The following is a 17,341-nucleotide window of genomic DNA, read 5'->3' on the forward strand; positions in this document are numbered from 1 at the left end:
AATAAAACTATAGGTCAGTTAATGGTTGATCACGAAGAAGAGCTTTTCGCTGCTTCCAGTCTGGTAAATATTGGCTCATGTAAGCTAAAAATTCATCATTGTGAGTACGGACGAATAAATGCACCAATTCATGCACTACAATATATTCCAAGCATTCATAAGGTTTTTTAGCTAACTCAAGATTAAATAATGTTCGAGCCGTATCAGTATTACAGCTTCCCCATTTTGTTTTCATTTTTCTAATACCATAGGCAGAAATCGTAACCTGCATTTTTTCTTGCCACTCGAGCAACAATTCATCTAAAGCTGTCTTTAGCTCTACTCGGTAAAAATCATCAATTACTTTACGACGATTATCTACCGAAGAATTCGGGCTTACATATAGATCCAACCATTGACCATGCTTATTTATGTAATGCTTACCAGATCGCTCGATAACATTTAATCTGTAATGCTTACCCCACAAATAATGACTTTCGCCACTCATTATTTCACGCTTAGATTGCCTTCTCTGCTCATTAAAATCTGCCTGTTGCTTTTTAATCCAGGCTAATCGCCCAATGACTGCCATTCGCACTGCTGTTTCAGACATATTTAAAGGTGCAGAAACTCGTACATCCCCTAAAGGAGGATGTACGGTAATATTCAGATTTTTAACATCTTTATGATTTACTTCAATATGAATTGAGCCAATCTTTAAAGTTGAGATCAATGATATTCCTGATGCTTTTGCGCAAGCGTTAAATAGGCTATTAGAACATTTTTATCATTAATACCCAATTCTCTACTTAAACCTCTGAGCAAAATTTTCTCTTTTGCATCATCACCCACCCATGCAGCCAATTTGTTGGATTGGATGGCTTTATCAATCTTTTGCGTTAATTCGATATTTTTACCAAAGTTGTCGAATAATGCTTGTTTACCTGGAGTGTTGATTCCCTCGGGATAATCATTCCGTCTTGCTGGCTGAGCCACTTTTCGTGTGAGATCGCGTATTTTCTCAAGATACTCTTTATAAGCAATTGCATTCTTACGTCTGATCTCAATGATTTCATTAAGTAAAACAGACATTTGGTCGTAGTAAATTGGATTTACGGGATTCTCTTCTACGATCTTTTTACGGACGTTATTTTCAATTGCCTCAGCCATTGATTCAGGATTTCTTCTGATGTTTTCAGGTACACCCTTAAAATCATCATCGCCTCTTAGAATTAGATCAATTAACCCAAACTCTTCAAACTTAATGACTTCTTCGCTGCTTTCTGCCTGGATGTACATATCCAGTAACTGACGCATTGCAGGCTCATAGACCTTCATGTCAACAGCATCACCGCTATGTGCTTTTATTTCTTTGCTTACATTTTCAAAGAACTTTACATCCGCTTCTAGATCTGTAATTTCCTGTGATTTATATCCCGCTTCTGGTAACTCATTGGCAATGCTAGCGTAGCTGCGCAATAGTTTATTCACCGCCTTATATAAAGCTAAGCGCAACGACTCTTTTTCCTTTATTTCTTCAGAATTCAATCCAGATTTACCGCAGAAATAATGTTGATAGTCTTGACTCAACCGAGGTGCAGGCACAGGTTCACATAATGCTTTGACTACTTCGAGAGCCGTATCCAAATCTAAACGTGCAGACTGAATACGATCTTTCAGTAATCCTTCTACATCTTCTTTGTCATATCCATCTAAGGCTTCAGATGTATAATCTTTAATGGTCTTATCAATGGATTTAAAAAGGTCTTTATAGTCAATGATATAACCATACTCTTTGTCATCAGAATCCAGACGATTCACACGACAGATCGCTTGGAATAAGTTGTGATCTGCCATCGATTTATCAATATATAGATATGTTGCTGACGGTGCATCAAACCCTGTGAGTAATTTATCAACTACAATGAGCAGACGCATTTGACCAGGTTCTTCAATGAATTTTTTCTTTACCTGTTTTTCGAACTCTTCAACTAAATTCCCCACTTGATCTGCTGGCTTTTCAAAGTAGTCTGCCAACATTTGGCGATAGATATCATACTTGGCTAGTTTTTCTGTTAGTCCAGCCCCTGATTCTTCGCCTTTAATACTCGCAGCTGTAGGTTGGTAGCTGGTCACAATTGCGACTTTACCTTTTAAGTCTGTGTCATTAAATAGTTTATAGGCAGTACATGCTTGATAAACACTTGAACAGACAAGCATGGCATTTCCTCGTCCATCCATAAGCCTAGGACGAGTATCCATATCCATCAAAATATCAGCAACAATCTGCTCCTGTCTCGAACGGCTTGAAAGCACCTTTTGCATCGTACCCCACTTCTGTTTGAGCAGCGTTTTTCCTAAAGGTGATAATTGTCTGGTCTTAGCTTCAAACCATTCATCTACTTTCTTCTGTGATGTAATACGTTGGTCAATATCTCGCGCCTCATAACGAATATCGAGAACTACACCATCTTCAACCGCTTCATTAAATTTATAGGTATGGATATAAGAGCCAAATACTTCAATGGATTTTTTCTTATCCTTTTTCATCAATGGCGTACCTGTAAAACCAATAAACATGGCTTCAGGTAAAATTACTTTCATGGCTTCATGCAGTTTGCCTGATTGCGTTCTATGACATTCATCCACGAACACAAATAAATCGCCTTTAGCTTTAAAATCATGTGGTATGGCTTTTTTCATTTCTTCGATGAAATCTGCTGAAGATGCTTCATCATCCTCTTCATCGTCAACCTGGCGACCAAACTTATGTACCAAAGAACAAATCAACCAAGGATTGGTTGTGTTTAAAGTATGGATCAGATCAGCACCACTACGTGTACGATAAATCGCTTCCTCAACCCCACCAAAAACTTTTTCAATCTGTTCATCAAGTTCAGTACGGTCAGTAACAATTAATACACGGCTATCAGGTACATTCTCTCGAATCCATTTGGCTAACCAGACCATGGTTAAGCTTTTACCTGAGCCTTGCGTATGCCAGATGATACCGCCTTCTCTTGTTGCAATTCTGTGTTTTGCTGCTTCAATACCGAAGAACTGATTATGACGACAGGTCTTCTTAATGCCTGCATCGTAGACAATAAAATCATGAATCAGCTGTAAAAAGCGTTCTTTATTGCAGATGCGACTCAGATGAAAATCGAGCTTATTTGAATAAGGATTTTCTAGTTCTTCTTTCCACTCAAGATAGTATTTCTCTGCCGTCTCGATCGTACCGTAACGTAAACCTTGCGTGTCATTGCCAGCCATCACCAACTGCATCGTCGTGAAGAAATCACGAATGAAGTCTTTTTTCTGGTTATCTAAGTTTTGGCGAATACCTTCTGTTAACCCCACAGTTGATCGCTTAAGTTCAATCACGCCCAAAGCAATACCATTTACATAAAGAACGACATCAGGTCGTTTCTTATATTCACCTTGAACAGAAACTTCTTCTGCTATGGCAAAGTCATTTGCTTCTGGATTTTGCCAGTCAATGAGCCAAATGGTTTGATTTTGCTCGCCAGCTCCTTCTTTATCTTTTACACCATAACGTAATAAGCGATAGACATCTTTATTGGCATAATAAAGCTTTCGACCTTCCCCTAATGCTGACGCAGCATCAATTTGGCGGAATGCCTTTTGTATTAATACATCGCTGACACCACGTCCTTTCAACCATCTTTTTAGATCTTGCTCACGAATATTTTTGTTATTTTGGTCGTGTAAATTACCTAAATTTCGATAACCCAAATCATTTTCAAATAATTGAACGACACGGTTTTGCGTGATTCTTTCTAGTTGACCGACATCACTCATACCGCTTCCTCAACTTCTACACTTTGAACTATGTTTTGCATCATGGGTTTAATATCAAGAACTTTATAAAGCTGATCTTTTAATAACGCTTTTCTTTGGTTATGGAATACTAAAAAATCTGAAAATGCTAATGAGACATCAGCTGGATATAAGCCTGTTGACCTAATTGCGTCTTGGTCAGCTTTAGATTGTCCAGCAAACCAATCCACTAAGGCCTTATCATTTTTACCTGAGTTCCAGCGTCCATTGAGTAACTGCAAGTTTGGTAAGGTGTCTTTTAAATTAATAAAGGTTTGATGTAATTCAACAGGAATTCCAGCTTTAGACATTTCTGTTTTATTAAATTTAGATTTTGGATGGATATGATCTTGCGCAAAACTGATATCACGCAATCTAAAGTCAGGATTCAGTAATACCAAGATATTGAACGTAATCGCACCGTATTCTCTACCTAAGATGTCTTCAATATTTTCATCGGTGACAAATAAAGATTTACCGCCTGAAAGTTTTGTAGTTTTCAAAACTTCAAAATCGAACTGAGATTGTGTTAAAGAATATGTACCATCTTCGTTTTTACTACGCAGTGTTCTTCTCAAATCTTGTAAAACTGATTCTTGAGAACTACCAAATATTTGCTTCACATTGGCATGAACCAAATATTTAATCATTTGTTTTTTACTGCTGTCATCAACCTGACCACCTTTATATAAGTGATATACGATTGGTAACAGTGCGTTTTGGGAAGGTAAATGTTCACCTGAATAACCGAACTCATCCAAGATACGTACTGTCTGATTAACGGCTGTCTGAATTTTTTCCCAACTGTTTTTAATTTTTTCTACATTTTCAGCTTTAAACGAATTTACTTTATATTTCACATCTAAATCTGTGAGATATAAGCAAGCACGCATAAGAAACTCATTACCGAATTTAAAGCCCTTACCGAATTGATTGATATCTTTATTGAGCTTTTCTATTTTGTCACGACCAGCTGACCACGTTGCAACCACGGTTGAAAACAATAAATCGGTTTTACTTAATATGGTTCCACCACTATTTACACGTACGAAAATCTTCAGAATATTTTCTAAATCATTTTCACGTACCTGAAAGTAGCTAATGAGTTTTTCATCATGCAGTCGTCCGTGTAAGGTTTTCAGACCGTATAACACTTCTGTTTGATGCTGTTCTAATATTTCTAAGAACCGCATTTGATTTTGATGTTCTGTTTGTATTTGAGCAATGAGTGTTTGATAGTAAACGTCAATATTTTCATCTTTGCCCCAATGCAAAGCTTCGCCCACCTTAAACCAATAACATGGTTTAATCTGGTCATCAATTTTACGTTCCAGCTTTTGACTTTCTTTTTCAGTCAAAAAACTAAATGGGTAGTTTTCAGCTTCGTTCAGGCGAATTTCACCTGTCTCAGTATCTATCTCATAAGGTAAATTGAGTAAATCGAGATATAGACGTTTTTCAGGGTAGGCATTTGGATTTGACTTCCATGCGTAGCTATTCTTGGTTTTATGGAATCCATTAAAACCAATAAACATGGAACTTAATCGCTGTTGTCCATCCAGCACACCAATGATTTGCTCATGGCTAAACGCACCTTCTTTACGACGGTTATAGGGAGTTCGTTCGTCATAGTCTTTTAAGAACTCATAAAACACATAGTCCTTTGCCACTTTGGCATCAAGCTCCCAAAATAGAAAAGCTCCTATGGGATAACCACGCATAATGGAGTCAAACAAGCGTTCAATTTGATCTTTTTTCCATACAAACTTACGTTGTAAAGCTGGTAAAAAAACTTTGTTTTGCTCTATTTGTCGTGTTACTTCTCGAATTGATAATGTGCTATACCCCATAGCTAACCCTCTATAATATTTTTTAACCACACCTTATACCAAGCGAGTTTTACCCGTTAGAAGCTCTTGCATCATGCCTTGTTTAATAAATTTAAGTTTATTTAATCTTTTAATGCTTAAATAAATATCTTGATCCATTTCCTCAATAATATTTCCTATCAAAATTTGCTCAGCTAATGATGGCTTTAAAACTTTAATATTCATACAAGTTTTCTTATTAAGCTTTGGTTGAGCAGTTCCACTGTTGAGTAACGAGTAATCCAGACTTTCTAAAAACTCAGTCAGATAGTTAATATTAAAATCCGATTTAGGTTTCATTACATGTGCATGGTTATTAACCCAAACCTTCCCTGAAACTTTAAACGCTAAAGGAAGATTTCTACTCAAGATGTTCTCACCATCTTCACCCAATAAAATTAAATTATCGTCAAATATATAATCATCGACATAATCTACAATACCAGATGCTCCATAATAGGGATAAATACCTTGTTTTGTACTTCGATTACTTGCCTTAACTGGCTTTCTCAGCCCATCAAGAAAAATTACTGCATCAGCTAATAAAACTTCTTCCCAATCATCAGGAATCTGCCCCAACTCGCTGTCTTTATAACCTTTAGGCGTGCCATCTTCACGCATGATAAATTCAGGCAACCGAGTTTTACCTGTTAAAAGCTGTTGCATGGTTGCGGTTTTAATCGCTTGTTTTTTCTCAATGAGTTTTTCAAGTTCAGAAATTAAAACATCGGTATCGGATAAAGCTGTGGCTATTTTTTGTTGTTCTTCTCTTGAAGAAGGTAGTGGCACACCAATACCTTTTAAATTACCTAAAGTAATTTCTACAAATGTACTTCCTTTAGCTTCTTTTACAGCTTGCTTTAACGCCTGAGGGCTACGTAAAGTCCATAATAAATAACGATTGTCTATATTATTTTTTGGGGCAATCCTAGCTGTACCTTGTGTGAGGTTCGCACCAGAGACCTCAGTGCCAACCATTTTTACTTCACCTAATTTTCCTCGTAAAGCATAGACAATATCTCCCTCTTCAACTTTGGACCTCCCAAATGATGAAGCGATTTCTGGAGAGGTTCTTAGCATTTCATCTACATTTAGTTCCGATGAATTCATATCAGATACACGGATATATGGAATGCCATTTGGAATATGTGGTCCACATTGAACTATGCCGTATGTGATAGAACTACGGCATAAATTTTGAAGACTCTCTACATTCCAATCATTAGGAATTACCCCTACTTCAGTTTTCTTATAGCCTTTAGGTATCTCATGACCGTCTGTAAAAGCTAAATTACTTTGAGTCATGATTACCACTCCAAACCCATAGCTTTTAAATGCTCAGCCACTTTTAAACTCAACACCTCAACATTTTGGGTAATTTGTGGTAATGGCTCTGCATAACGCTCATTTAACTCTTTTACACGATTTGCCAACTGCTGCGTCACACGCTCGATCTCAGCTTCAATACTGCTATTTAAAGTCGCAAACCATTTGTCTTGTACTACCAAATCTTTTACTTCATCTTCAGTTAAAGTCGGGTACTTGGTAAATACTTTAAGATCTAATGCTTCTTGCAACTCTTTGACTTTTTTCTTTAAAGCCGTTTCTGCTTCAAACAACTTTTGAGCATTTTTTAATACTTGCTTTTCTTCAGCATCAACAGCATGTTTTAAGCGAGCTTTAACTGTTGCCAAAGTCACTTTGTCTTTGTCATTTAAGGCTTCAAGCAATAAACCCTCATCAGCTGTATGCTCTTCAATAAAGCTTTCTAACTCTTGCGTTGCAATATCAAACTCAGCCTGTTTTGCATCTAAAGTCGCTTGTTCAGTCGCAAAATATTTCGCCACAATCAAATGCGGTGGAATCACTTCAGCTTTATACTTGATTTTTCCAATCACTAAATCAGGTACTTCTTTTAACTTGCTATCCTTTTCAGCAGTTAAGTTACGAATAAGCTTTGCACCTGCCCAGTCGTCTTGGGTAATAACAGAGATATCGTCTTGTAATACTTCATCCCAATATTCCATAAAGATTTGGTAGATATCGTATTTCGACAATAACTTTACATCTGCATAACTTTGCAATAAATCTTCACTGACATGGAGCATAATGTCTTTTGGCTTTTGATCTTTTTCAATCGCCTTAAATGCACTACGTTCAAACCACTGCGTAAATGGCTTTAAACTTTCAACCGCAAAGGTTTTAAATTCAGCATGCTCCAAAATGGTTTTCTTGACTTCATTGGCAGCCACCAAGCAACGTCCATAACCTTCACGGTCTTTTTCAAACAAGCTGGCACGAATGCTTGGTAAAACGTCCCAATAATTTTGCAGAGCATCAATATCACACTTTGGAATACCACCTTTTAAATGTGCACTTAGATCATGCAAATCTTCAGCTTCGCTTGAATCGATATAACGTGGAATATTTAAGTTATATTCGTTCTGAACAATAAATTTGATATCAACTTTACGGCTATAGCCCTCAAGCACTAGCTCTTTAGTAAAGACATCGACAATTTTGTGAATATCCTGATGGCGTAAGCGGTTTTTATTGCCATCTTTAATAAAGCCTTTACTCGCATCAATCATAAAGATGCTTTGACCATCGATCACTTCATCATCTTCATTAAACTGAATTGGCTTAGCCACAGCTTTATCAATCACAATAATCGATGCTGGAATACCAGTGCCATAGAACAAGTTTGCAGGTAGACCGATAATGCCTTTGATATAACCTTGCTTAATCAGGTTTTCACGAATACGGGCTTCTGCATTGCCACGGAATAAAACACCATGCGGCAAAATAACTGCTGCTTTACCTTTGCTTTTTAGACTTTTTAAAATATGCAGTAAAAAGGCAAAGTCACCATTTTTTTCAGGCGGTACACCCCACCCAAAACGGTCAAATTCATCATTATCTGGTGTTAAACCATTGGTCCAGTTCTTACTAGAGAATGGCGGGTTGGCAACAGCAAAATCAAAGGTCATGAGCTGACCTGCTTCATCTTTATATTCAGGGGACGAAAGCGTATTGCCTTGGGTAATTTTGGCACCTTCACCGACATCGCCATGCAGAATCATGTTCATACGTGCCAATGCAGAGGTCGCATTGTCCATCTCTTGACCGTAGATGGTTAAGCCTTTCTCGGCTTCATCCGAGGCTTTTAACAGCAAAGAACCAGACCCACAAGTCGGGTCATAAACAGTCGCATTTTTTGGTGTTCCTTTTTTAATTCCTACAACTTTTGCCACAACACGTGACACTTCCGCCGGAGTATAGAATTGACCTTTTGATTTACCGGACTCCGTTGCAAAGTGGCGCATCAAATACTCATACGCATCACCAAGTAAGTCATCCCCGTCTGCACGATTATCAGCTAAGTTTAAGCCTTCGAAAAGACCGATTAACTTGGTCAATCGGTCGATCATATCCTTGCCTTTACCCAACTTGTCTTCGTCATTAAAGTCGGCAACGTCAATCACGCCACGCAGGTTATTGGCTTCAGCAATTTTTCGGATGATGATATTGAGCTTATCACCAATTTCTTTATTGCCTTTTAGCTCACTGATTTTATCGAAAGTTGCATCTTCAGGAATTTCAATAATGGCAAAGTCATCATTGCTATATTTATCAGAAATGTATTTTAAAAACAGCATGGTAAGCACATAGTCTTTATATTGACTCGCATCCATACCACCACGCAGTTCATCACAACTTGCCCAAAGAGAAGAATAGAGTTCTGTTTTTTTAATCGCCATGACTGACCAAATACATTTGTTTAAATATTGAAATGAATCATAGCGAAAATAAGGAATGATATCTGTCTAATTTTTAAACAAAAATTCAAATTTCACCTATCTATACTGAGCAATGGTTAAACTCGTCTTCTAGCTGGTATATGCTGAACTAAAAGACCAATAAATAAAAGCGACAAATATTTGTCGCTTTTATTTTGTCAAAGTTAATTTCATGAATTCAAAGTTCATCACCGCTATTTTTTACCTCTTGTTTTTATTTTTGTATAAATAGTACTTTCTGGTACTCCCGTCTTTTTTGAGATATCTGGCACTTTTATACCATTATCATAACAATTTTGAAGCATTCTCTTTTTTTGAGTTGGTGATGCAGATTGATAAACTGCTTGATCAAATTTATTTTGTTCAGCTTGCATGGTTTCAGCCATTTGCTTAAATAGCTTCTCTAAAGGTACAGGTTGTCCAGACATTTTCGACTCCAAACATGTTATTGACCACAACAAAACTATAGAACAAATTTCATCCAACACAAAATTAAAAAATACTAAAATAAATCAAATACCTAAAAACAAAAATTAATATATCTTAGAAAAAGAACACTCTAAACTTTTGATCTAATTCATTAAAATTTATCGAAAAAAATATATCTTAAATGTAATTTTAATTATGAAAAGCATCGAATTTTGTAAGTATAATTTCTCCCTATCAAACTACGAGCTAATAAAAATAAGGGAGCCGAAACTCCCAGTTTTATGTACGTTCCGCCAATTTGCTTTCAATCCATTGATGAATTTCATAAGCTGACCAGCCGATACGATTCTGAGTTATTTTTACTTTTTTGGGAAAAGTCGGATCATAGTAAGGTGAGTATTCATCCATCATTTCATAAATCGTGGATCTACCTACACCAACAAATTTAATGACTTCTTTAATACCAATCAGTTGATTCATTTGAAAAGTTTGTCCAACAAACGCATTCATGAAATTTACTCCAAATCAATAATGCGAGCGTTACTGCTCAAATAATCAGGAGGTCTGTAAAAAATTAACTAATTCACTGCCCTCACACTCCCCTGCAACCCTTTCTGAATATCCTGTACAAATCCATTATCTTGATTGAATTTAAGTTTAGTCTTGGTTTTTGGGTCAGTCTGAGTTTGTTCAGACTCAACAACCTCATCCGAGTAAAACTCCTCCACCAAATCTAATCCCTCCCCTACATTCACCTCAAACTGTGCATTACCATAACCCTGCCGCGCCATCTGATCTAAAGCGGCCTGATTAAAACCACTCAACTTACTTTTCTGATCGATCTCTTTAGCTACTTGAATCGCCTCTTGTAAATGAACGCCATCTCGTAAGGTTAAATCTACGTAATAAACTGGGGTTCGATAGCTTTGCATGGTGGACTTACCTCTTAAAGTTAGTTGTAAAGGTAGGCATGAAAGTAAGCCATTGGATGCTGCGTGGTAGTAACTCAGCCGAGCAGCCAAAGTTCGAATACTGTTAAAGCCTGTGGTCCTAAAAATAAATGTCCCTAGTTCATCTGATTCATCTAAATTGACGTGCAATCGACCATACGGTTTACATAACCCGCCTTGTGCCAATGAGCATAGATCAGGGGATGGACAGGTATGTTGCTCTACCCCTTGATTGGTCAGCCGTTGGCAAGTTTCACCATTACCCACACACACGGGGCGTCCTGTTTGACGATCAAATAGGCTGTACTCTGCTCGAAGGTTGAGTTCGGGATCATTGAAAATCATCCGCACTGGAATGCTTCTAAGTTTTTGATTCGGTGCTTTGGCTCTAAGTTGTTCATCCAATGGATGTTTGACCCAACCGTCCTTGTTTTGGATTTGGGAGGTCAAGGTAAACTGATCATCCTTTTCAGGAACGCGTTTTCCGTTCTTTTCTACCATTTTACCGATACTGATCCGTCCGAGTATCGGTGGTGTAATTGCTAAACCTTTAATCATGTTGATTTCCTCTTTTTCTGTAAATTGAATACGTATAAAAAAGCCCATGCTGTGAGCATGGGCAGATAAGAGCTTGCTTGTTGGTATTTCGTCTGATGCTTGTATGGATAAAATTTGGCTATGCACCATTGGCATAAATCTGAAAGCGCCGTGTCCCTTGCTTGGCTTGTGGAAACTGATTTAAATATTCAGGGTGTGATTTGAGTAAAGCCTTGCTATCCAAGCTGATCGAATCTTTAGCCTTTTTCCATGTGACTGAACCTGTTTTAAAGGTGGCGCGTTCAGCCTGTTGCATCTTGGCCTGAAGCTGATGTTTAAGTAAGTCAAATTGCTCTTGGTGCTTTTCGACTTGATTGCGTACTCGAATCAATTGCTCAAACTGTTGATTGGCTTGCTCATCTTCAGACAGGTCAGTGGTCGAAAGTGGTACATGCTCTGGATATAAAAGTTGGAGTGCTTTGGCTGCCGATTCACTGGCATCGGCTTCGGGCGGGGTATCCTTTTCTACACAATCCCAGAAGTAACGTTCCGCATTGACAATGTGCTGAATCACCGATTCAGAACGTGTGACTTTAAAAATACGGGTTTCATGTCCACACAACAACACACAAATATGCGCTGCTTGCTTGCCTGTCACTGCCAATTGATGCTGCACCTGACACAATACGTATAAAGGTACACCATCTCGCCACAGCTTGGTGCCATATTCCCCTGCAGTTTTGCATTCCAAAATTTGTACTTCATCGCTACCCACAACAGAGTAATCCAAGTTGGCTAACATAAAATGCTTGTCTGGATCAGGATGTTGCAGTACTGCATTCACGCGTCGGACTTTATGCTGAGTATGTATGCTGTAGTATTCAGCAACGAGTGGTTCCAGCCGCTTGCCCCAGTACAAGGGTGCATGGCCTTCGCTTTCATCTTCAATGTTTTGTTGAATGCGTCCTGTCTTGATCATCCATAGTTCCAGCATCGACATATAGGGATTAAGTCCACAAGCAGCAGCACAATCACTACTGCCAATGCCCTTGCGTCGAACTTCCAACCATTCGGCTTGAGTCATATTTTTAGTCTCTACGAAACGTTTAGCGGTAAATAGTTTCGGACGGTTGGCATGTATATTCAGTGTTGCGTTGTTTGGATGAATTACGGCTGAGTTCATAGTAATTTCCTGTCATTATTAAATTTTGGGGCATAAAAAAAGCCATGTCCGTAGACACAGCTTTGAATAAAAAGAGTTAAATTATTTGTAAGGTTGAACGTTTCTGTTAGGCAATGAGCCAGCTTAGGCTAAGCAATAAATCGCTTGAAATTAGGCCATCATGCGTAAAGCTTGTTCAAATCCACGTTGCTTAAGCCCCGCCCCTGCACCAAACCATGCAGAATCGAGACGGTGATCTTGACTCATAGCACGACGTTCATGATCGGCGAACTCTGTGATACTGCAAAGTAAACCATAAGCGGTGTCTTTGGCTGAACTCAGTTCCGCTCCACGACCCTGACCGTTAAACATAGTCATGACTTTCGACATGGCACGTCCATTGGGTTCAGTCTTGTTTTCAGCTTTCGTGGCTGAATTGGCTACATTACGATAGAACTGAATAATGCCTTCATCCTGTTCGATTGGACTTAGGCTGGTATTGTTAAACACCGCATCGAAATACGCTGCCGCTTCAGTCTGTGTCACTTTACGTTGACTGAGCTGTTTCATTTCATACATGTGCTCATCCCATGCACGGACTGAAATACCCAGTTGCTGTTTAATTTTTTGTGCATCAAACTTGGTACTGTGTGGCACTTTGACCACTCCTGAACTTGAGTTTTGGTCTTTTAAAGCAATCGCCAAGGTGTTGTTACACACCACACGGATTGAGGTGAATTGTGCCGTGGTTGCCAGTGTCCCGTCACACGCAGTAGCTAAGAGAATATAGCCATTGCTGACATCTTTGCCTTTTAAAGCAGAAGTTTGTCCAGTTTTGGCTAATGCCCAGAACTTCTTTCCGCCTTTGAGCACCCCTGCGGTTTCTAATTCAAAGCCCGATTGCTCTGTTAAATCACGATAAAACTCTAAAATTTGTTTGGGTTGCACTTCCTGATAACGCTGACTGACCACAGACAATGGTGCATGAGTATCAGAACGATAGAGTACTCGTTGTTCTTCATAGGGCATGATGATACTTTGCCCTCGATCATTTTTAGCCATATAGCTGACATCTGAAGATTCGATGCGCCAGTCCATGCCTGCCTGCTGTGCCCAGACTTCAATCGGTTGGTTTTGGCCAAGTTGATTACCTAAACCATGCCAAGGGGTTTCACCGACATAGGCCATTTGTTCAATTTGATGTGCCATGATTTTAATTCCTATAAAAAGTTAAATTACTGTAAAAGGTCATTGGATAAATTCATTTAAAAATTAGTTACGGATGCTTGGACTAAAATCGCGGTCACAGTCATTACAGTAATAATGTCGGCTATAAACTGGATGGGAGCTGTTTGGGACTTCATCCTCGGTCACCAACATCCAAATACCACCGATCAATACACCCACCAAGGCGCCTGCAATCGGGGGGATATTTAAACTTTTAGAAACACTGATACCCAACGTCGCCAGTGCCAGAGGTGACATCACATTGTTTTGCACTGAAGGTGAATTGCTGTTGCTGACTAAATGTTGTGGGGATTCCAGCAGTACCGTATCTCGGGACTGACAGTAAGGACATGGCAAACTCATCTGAATAATTCCTGTAATAAAAATGAGTGAAATAAAAAAAGCCTGCTTTGGGGGAAAGCAGGCAAAACGTCAATGGGGTTATTGCATAAGGCTATTTTGAAGGAGCCGTATGCTTCTCATTCAGATGATATGTATCTGTGTTTTTTTAGAATGTGTTTTTAACCGATACTTTTTTAGATCAATTTTAATGACTTGATACAGGGATCAATTGACCTGATTTTTATCAACGATTATGATGCAAGGGCTGGCCTACATTGCCAGTCGGTTTTGACAGACCGTTTCATCTAGCACATCAAAAAGAGTAATTTTTTTGGTGGCGAACTCGTTCGTCCCCCTTCGTTGCGGTAGGGCGAGGGAGGGACGCCTCGTGCGTGCCAGTTCCTAGATGACTGGTCTGTCAACCCTTCTTCGTTCTGCCACCATCATTTGACAGTGATCTGGTAGAACTTCTATACATCTAGGAGTCATCTATTATGACGCTATTCAATTTGTGTGCTTCCCCTGCACTCACTTCATTTATACCTACTTCTCGACTTCGGTATTTCATTCCAATTCCAACTTTATTGTCTTGCCCTGTGCACTGATTCATTTCACCGCACTGATCAACCACTGAGTTTTTTTAATTCAGGGGCTGCTTTGTGCTGGAACAACATTATGAAATTGATCGCACAGCTCATTTTAATTGTCGTCGTGGTGGCGATGCTAGGCCCCTTTGTTTTTGTGCTTGGCGGACTATGGCTGCTGATTTATCTGGCAGGCTGGCATAAATAAACCCATCCGTATGACTTTAGAACAATAGATAACAATGATTTGGAACAGAAATGAAATATCAAACTTGGTTTCGGGTAATCACCATTGCCTTCAGTAGCACCCTACTGACGGCCTGTGACAGCAAAGTCAAACGTGACTTTAAAGCAGGCTGTCAGGCAGGTGGTTTAGACCGATCTACCTGTGGCTGTATTTACGACAAAGTCGAAGCGCATTACTCACCTGAATTTATGGAAAAAATGGCGGATGTCACAGTTCGAGAAAGCATGCAACCACCTGAAGATTTTAACGTGGTAATGGCAAACGCTGTTCAGCAATGTCAGTCATAAATTCAAGCATCTGGGGAAACACATGAAAAACTATTTAATTATCGGCTACGTGCTGATCGCACTGATTTGCTCATTGTATTTCAAGAATTGCAGTAGTACCGCACATTACAGCTATGCCTACAACCTCGGTAAAGCCGTGGTTTGGCCTGTCACGATTTTTAAGAACTAAGCTATAGGAATTACAAAATGAAAAAACTCATCTTGGCCTGTGGCCTCAGTTTGATCTGCACCTCGCTGTTTGCACAATCTAATAAAGTAACCGTCATCGTCAAAAAGATCGAAGGCTTTAGTGAATCGGGCGATGCCTTTAGTTTTAAGACCACCACTGGCAAACGCTATCAAGTTTATAACGCAGGTGGTAGCAATCCAATTCAGGGTGAAGAACTGATTTCCAGTTCAATTAAAACTAAGAAAGCCATTTGCCTACGTCTAGATGCAGATAAAACTGAACCGCGTTTGGTGCAATCGGTTCAAAAAGGCAAATGTAAATAACCTCTAAGAACGAACAACGACTTTATTCATAGATGAAATAAGCAATTTTTTTAGGAATTCAGCCATGAAACTGATTCACCCGATTCTTTTATCCAGTGTATTCATACTGGGCTTAACCGCATGTAGTCCAGCCAAAGAACCTCAAGCCACAGCAGAACCCAAGGCAACATCAGATCAAAATACAGCCTCTACCACAAATAGCACGTCTGATATGCCTGAGACGAGCAATCAGTCCGAAGATGATTTTGTCGTTGATAAATCATTTTTAGAAAATGGCGCTGATGCTGAGCAAATGACTGAACTGTCACAGGAACAACCGATCCAAGAACAGTTTGAAGTGCGTGTCCGTCGTGATCATTCGCAATATTCCGGGACAGGCTATGTGGATAAACTCAATATCATGTCACTAAATGATGATCCAACCAGCTTAACCAACGTATCAATCAATCGTGGCAATTGTAGAACCAAAGGGTTTTATGATTATCAAAATATGCTCTATGGCTCAGTAGCACAGGTATATCTCGGCTGTAGTGCTGAAAATGTACGTGAGGTAACCCTCACCACCAATAGCGGATTGACCTATACCTATAATTTTTAGTCATGAATAATGAAGCGGCCTTGTTTTTGCTTCTGTATCTATGGGAATAACCTTCATTCCCATAGACTGCCCACCAATACATGTTAGCAATATGTGCGGGCCTTCGTTTTTAAGCCAAACTCAGACCGATACGCTGACAATCAAAGGTCTTTCTACGAAGCCTTGTCACTCTTAAATAATGATTATTGGCATGGCTGTTTAAACGGTTTTTTACAGCTTGCAAAGCACGTTGAATCTGCTTGTCATCCAAACAATTGACCAAGATCCCTTTCAACTCGTGCTCTTTAAATGAAATAGCGCCATAGTCATTAGTGATCTCCAACCACTGCTCACCGATTCTACGTGCATGATCCGTTAGAGTGACAGCTTGTGCTTGTCCAGCGTAGATACAGAATAACTGAACATAGTAGCCCTGTTCTGGATCATGTTTGATCTGCCAAATCACTGAGTGAGTTGAACGAAATAACTCAGTATCTCTGGATCGAATTAACTTTAGGAAAGCACTGAGGTAAAGATCAAGATCATATAAGCGAATCATAGATAGCGCTTCAGGTTGAATCCCTAAACAAACTGGAAAGATGGTCAATTGATCTTGTTGTTGTATACATTCTGATAGGAAGCGTTCAGCCTTCTTCACATCTGCCTTATGCTGCTTCTGATCGGCTTGATAATCCGCTTCAATCAACCCGGCTTGATCTTGTACGTATTTGATAAAACCTTCCACCACATGATCAGGTAAGTCTTGAATCGAATCATAGAACTTAAACGCATTGGCTTTAAAGATGATCTGCTCAAGTAACTTAAACACAATGATTGCTGCAATGTAATTATTCCCGTCCACAAAGAATCGTCTGGATTTCTTAATCAAGGGAATGATCTGCTGTTTGAATTGCTCAACACTGATTTGATTGGCTAAGATTGCTTGAATAAAGTTTTCAATTTCACAAAATGTTTGAGATTCGTTGTAAGTCGTCATGGTAAAACACATCCTAAGCTATT

Annotated in this window: 15 protein-coding genes; 3 read left to right on the top strand and 12 right to left on the bottom strand. The window is 39.0% G+C overall.

The window, feature by feature from the left end:
- Positions 1-7 precede the first annotated feature (7 nt).
- The 11 genes from ACK1JC_RS09425 to ACK1JC_RS09475 all read right to left on the bottom strand — a co-directional run bounded on the left by ACK1JC_RS09425 (position 8) and on the right by ACK1JC_RS09475 (position 14,155).
- Positions 8-712, bottom strand: coding sequence for a M48 family metallopeptidase (locus tag ACK1JC_RS09425; protein ID WP_409511616.1), 705 nt, complete (start codon positions 710-712; stop codon positions 8-10).
- Complete coding sequence (locus ACK1JC_RS09430; RefSeq protein WP_409511617.1) at positions 709-3,801, bottom strand: type I restriction endonuclease subunit R; 3,093 nt, start codon at positions 3,799-3,801, stop codon at positions 709-711. The genes ACK1JC_RS09425 and ACK1JC_RS09430 overlap by 4 nt, the downstream gene beginning before the upstream one ends.
- The gene (locus ACK1JC_RS09435) at positions 3,798-5,669 is read right to left on the bottom strand and encodes a DUF262 domain-containing protein (RefSeq protein WP_409511618.1); all 1,872 of its coding nucleotides are present in this window, start codon (positions 5,667-5,669) and stop codon (positions 3,798-3,800) included. Before ACK1JC_RS09435 ends, ACK1JC_RS09430 begins: the two co-directional genes overlap by 4 nt.
- Before the next feature lie 33 nt (positions 5,670-5,702).
- A complete protein-coding gene (locus ACK1JC_RS09440) occupies positions 5,703-6,992 on the bottom strand; it encodes a restriction endonuclease subunit S (protein WP_409511619.1) in 1,290 nt (429 codons plus the stop codon).
- Between the two features lie 2 nt (positions 6,993-6,994).
- Complete coding sequence (locus ACK1JC_RS09445; RefSeq protein ID WP_409511620.1) at positions 6,995-9,448, bottom strand: type I restriction-modification system subunit M; 2,454 nt, start codon at positions 9,446-9,448, stop codon at positions 6,995-6,997.
- Positions 9,449-9,681: 233 nt separating this feature from the next.
- On the bottom strand, positions 9,682-9,915 hold the full coding sequence (locus ACK1JC_RS09450) for a hypothetical protein (RefSeq protein ID WP_159128025.1): 234 nt from the start codon (positions 9,913-9,915) through the stop codon (positions 9,682-9,684).
- 280 nt (positions 9,916-10,195) lie between these two features.
- On the bottom strand, positions 10,196-10,426 hold the full coding sequence (locus ACK1JC_RS09455; RefSeq protein ID WP_409511621.1) for a helix-turn-helix transcriptional regulator: 231 nt from the start codon (positions 10,424-10,426) through the stop codon (positions 10,196-10,198).
- 68 nt (positions 10,427-10,494) lie between these two features.
- Positions 10,495-11,424, bottom strand: a complete 930-nt coding sequence (locus ACK1JC_RS09460; protein ID WP_409511622.1) for a hydrolase or metal-binding protein — start codon at positions 11,422-11,424, stop codon at positions 10,495-10,497.
- A gap of 118 nt (positions 11,425-11,542) precedes the next feature.
- Entirely contained in the window at positions 11,543-12,586 is a 1,044-nt protein-coding gene (locus ACK1JC_RS09465; protein ID WP_409511623.1) for a YqaJ viral recombinase family protein, read from the bottom strand.
- 150 nt (positions 12,587-12,736) lie between these two features.
- The gene (locus ACK1JC_RS09470; protein WP_409511624.1) at positions 12,737-13,774 is read right to left on the bottom strand and encodes a DUF932 domain-containing protein; all 1,038 of its coding nucleotides are present in this window, start codon (positions 13,772-13,774) and stop codon (positions 12,737-12,739) included.
- Positions 13,775-13,837: 63 nt separating this feature from the next.
- A complete protein-coding gene (locus ACK1JC_RS09475) occupies positions 13,838-14,155 on the bottom strand; it encodes a hypothetical protein (RefSeq protein ID WP_409511625.1) in 318 nt (105 codons plus the stop codon).
- An 821-nt stretch (positions 14,156-14,976) separates the two neighbouring features.
- Between ACK1JC_RS09475 and ACK1JC_RS09480 the strand changes: the two genes are divergently transcribed.
- The 3 genes from ACK1JC_RS09480 to ACK1JC_RS09490 all read left to right on the top strand — a co-directional run bounded on the left by ACK1JC_RS09480 (position 14,977) and on the right by ACK1JC_RS09490 (position 16,342).
- Positions 14,977-15,252 (top strand): hypothetical protein, encoded by a 276-nt coding sequence (locus ACK1JC_RS09480; RefSeq protein ID WP_409511626.1) that lies wholly within the window; start codon positions 14,977-14,979, stop codon positions 15,250-15,252.
- Positions 15,253-15,438: 186 nt separating this feature from the next.
- A complete protein-coding gene (locus tag ACK1JC_RS09485; RefSeq protein ID WP_409511627.1) occupies positions 15,439-15,744 on the top strand; it encodes a hypothetical protein in 306 nt (101 codons plus the stop codon).
- A gap of 64 nt (positions 15,745-15,808) precedes the next feature.
- Entirely contained in the window at positions 15,809-16,342 is a 534-nt protein-coding gene (locus tag ACK1JC_RS09490) for a hypothetical protein (protein ID WP_409511628.1), read from the top strand.
- A gap of 109 nt (positions 16,343-16,451) precedes the next feature.
- Here ACK1JC_RS09490 and ACK1JC_RS09495 read toward each other — a convergent pair whose 3' ends face one another.
- Positions 16,452-17,318 (bottom strand): hypothetical protein, encoded by an 867-nt coding sequence (locus ACK1JC_RS09495; protein ID WP_409511629.1) that lies wholly within the window; start codon positions 17,316-17,318, stop codon positions 16,452-16,454.
- Positions 17,319-17,341: the final 23 nt, after the last annotated feature.

Source organism: Acinetobacter sp. TY2, assembly GCF_046269225.1.
Classification (GTDB): domain Bacteria; phylum Pseudomonadota; class Gammaproteobacteria; order Pseudomonadales; family Moraxellaceae; genus Acinetobacter.

What these genes read in the sequence shown, in the direction of transcription:
- ACK1JC_RS09480 (WP_409511626.1), top strand. Translation starts at nt 14,977, where the DNA reads ATGAAATATCAAACTTGGTTTCGGGTAATCACCATTGCCTTCAGTAGC.
- ACK1JC_RS09460 (WP_409511622.1), bottom strand. Translation starts at nt 11,424, where the DNA reads ATGATTAAAGGTTTAGCAATTACACCACCGATACTCGGACGGATCAGT.
- ACK1JC_RS09485 (WP_409511627.1), top strand. Translation starts at nt 15,439, where the DNA reads ATGAAAAAACTCATCTTGGCCTGTGGCCTCAGTTTGATCTGCACCTCG.
- ACK1JC_RS09440 (WP_409511619.1), bottom strand. Translation starts at nt 6,992, where the DNA reads ATGACTCAAAGTAATTTAGCTTTTACAGACGGTCATGAGATACCTAAA.
- ACK1JC_RS09450 (WP_159128025.1), bottom strand. Translation starts at nt 9,915, where the DNA reads ATGTCTGGACAACCTGTACCTTTAGAGAAGCTATTTAAGCAAATGGCT.
- ACK1JC_RS09475 (WP_409511625.1), bottom strand. Translation starts at nt 14,155, where the DNA reads ATGAGTTTGCCATGTCCTTACTGTCAGTCCCGAGATACGGTACTGCTG.
- ACK1JC_RS09455 (WP_409511621.1), bottom strand. Translation starts at nt 10,426, where the DNA reads ATGAATGCGTTTGTTGGACAAACTTTTCAAATGAATCAACTGATTGGT.
- ACK1JC_RS09470 (WP_409511624.1), bottom strand. Translation starts at nt 13,774, where the DNA reads ATGGCACATCAAATTGAACAAATGGCCTATGTCGGTGAAACCCCTTGG.
- ACK1JC_RS09445 (WP_409511620.1), bottom strand. Translation starts at nt 9,448, where the DNA reads ATGGCGATTAAAAAAACAGAACTCTATTCTTCTCTTTGGGCAAGTTGT.
- ACK1JC_RS09490 (WP_409511628.1), top strand. Translation starts at nt 15,809, where the DNA reads ATGAAACTGATTCACCCGATTCTTTTATCCAGTGTATTCATACTGGGC.
- ACK1JC_RS09435 (WP_409511618.1), bottom strand. Translation starts at nt 5,669, where the DNA reads ATGGGGTATAGCACATTATCAATTCGAGAAGTAACACGACAAATAGAG.
- ACK1JC_RS09495 (WP_409511629.1), bottom strand. Translation starts at nt 17,318, where the DNA reads ATGACGACTTACAACGAATCTCAAACATTTTGTGAAATTGAAAACTTT.
- ACK1JC_RS09465 (WP_409511623.1), bottom strand. Translation starts at nt 12,586, where the DNA reads ATGAACTCAGCCGTAATTCATCCAAACAACGCAACACTGAATATACAT.
- ACK1JC_RS09430 (WP_409511617.1), bottom strand. Translation starts at nt 3,801, where the DNA reads ATGAGTGATGTCGGTCAACTAGAAAGAATCACGCAAAACCGTGTCGTT.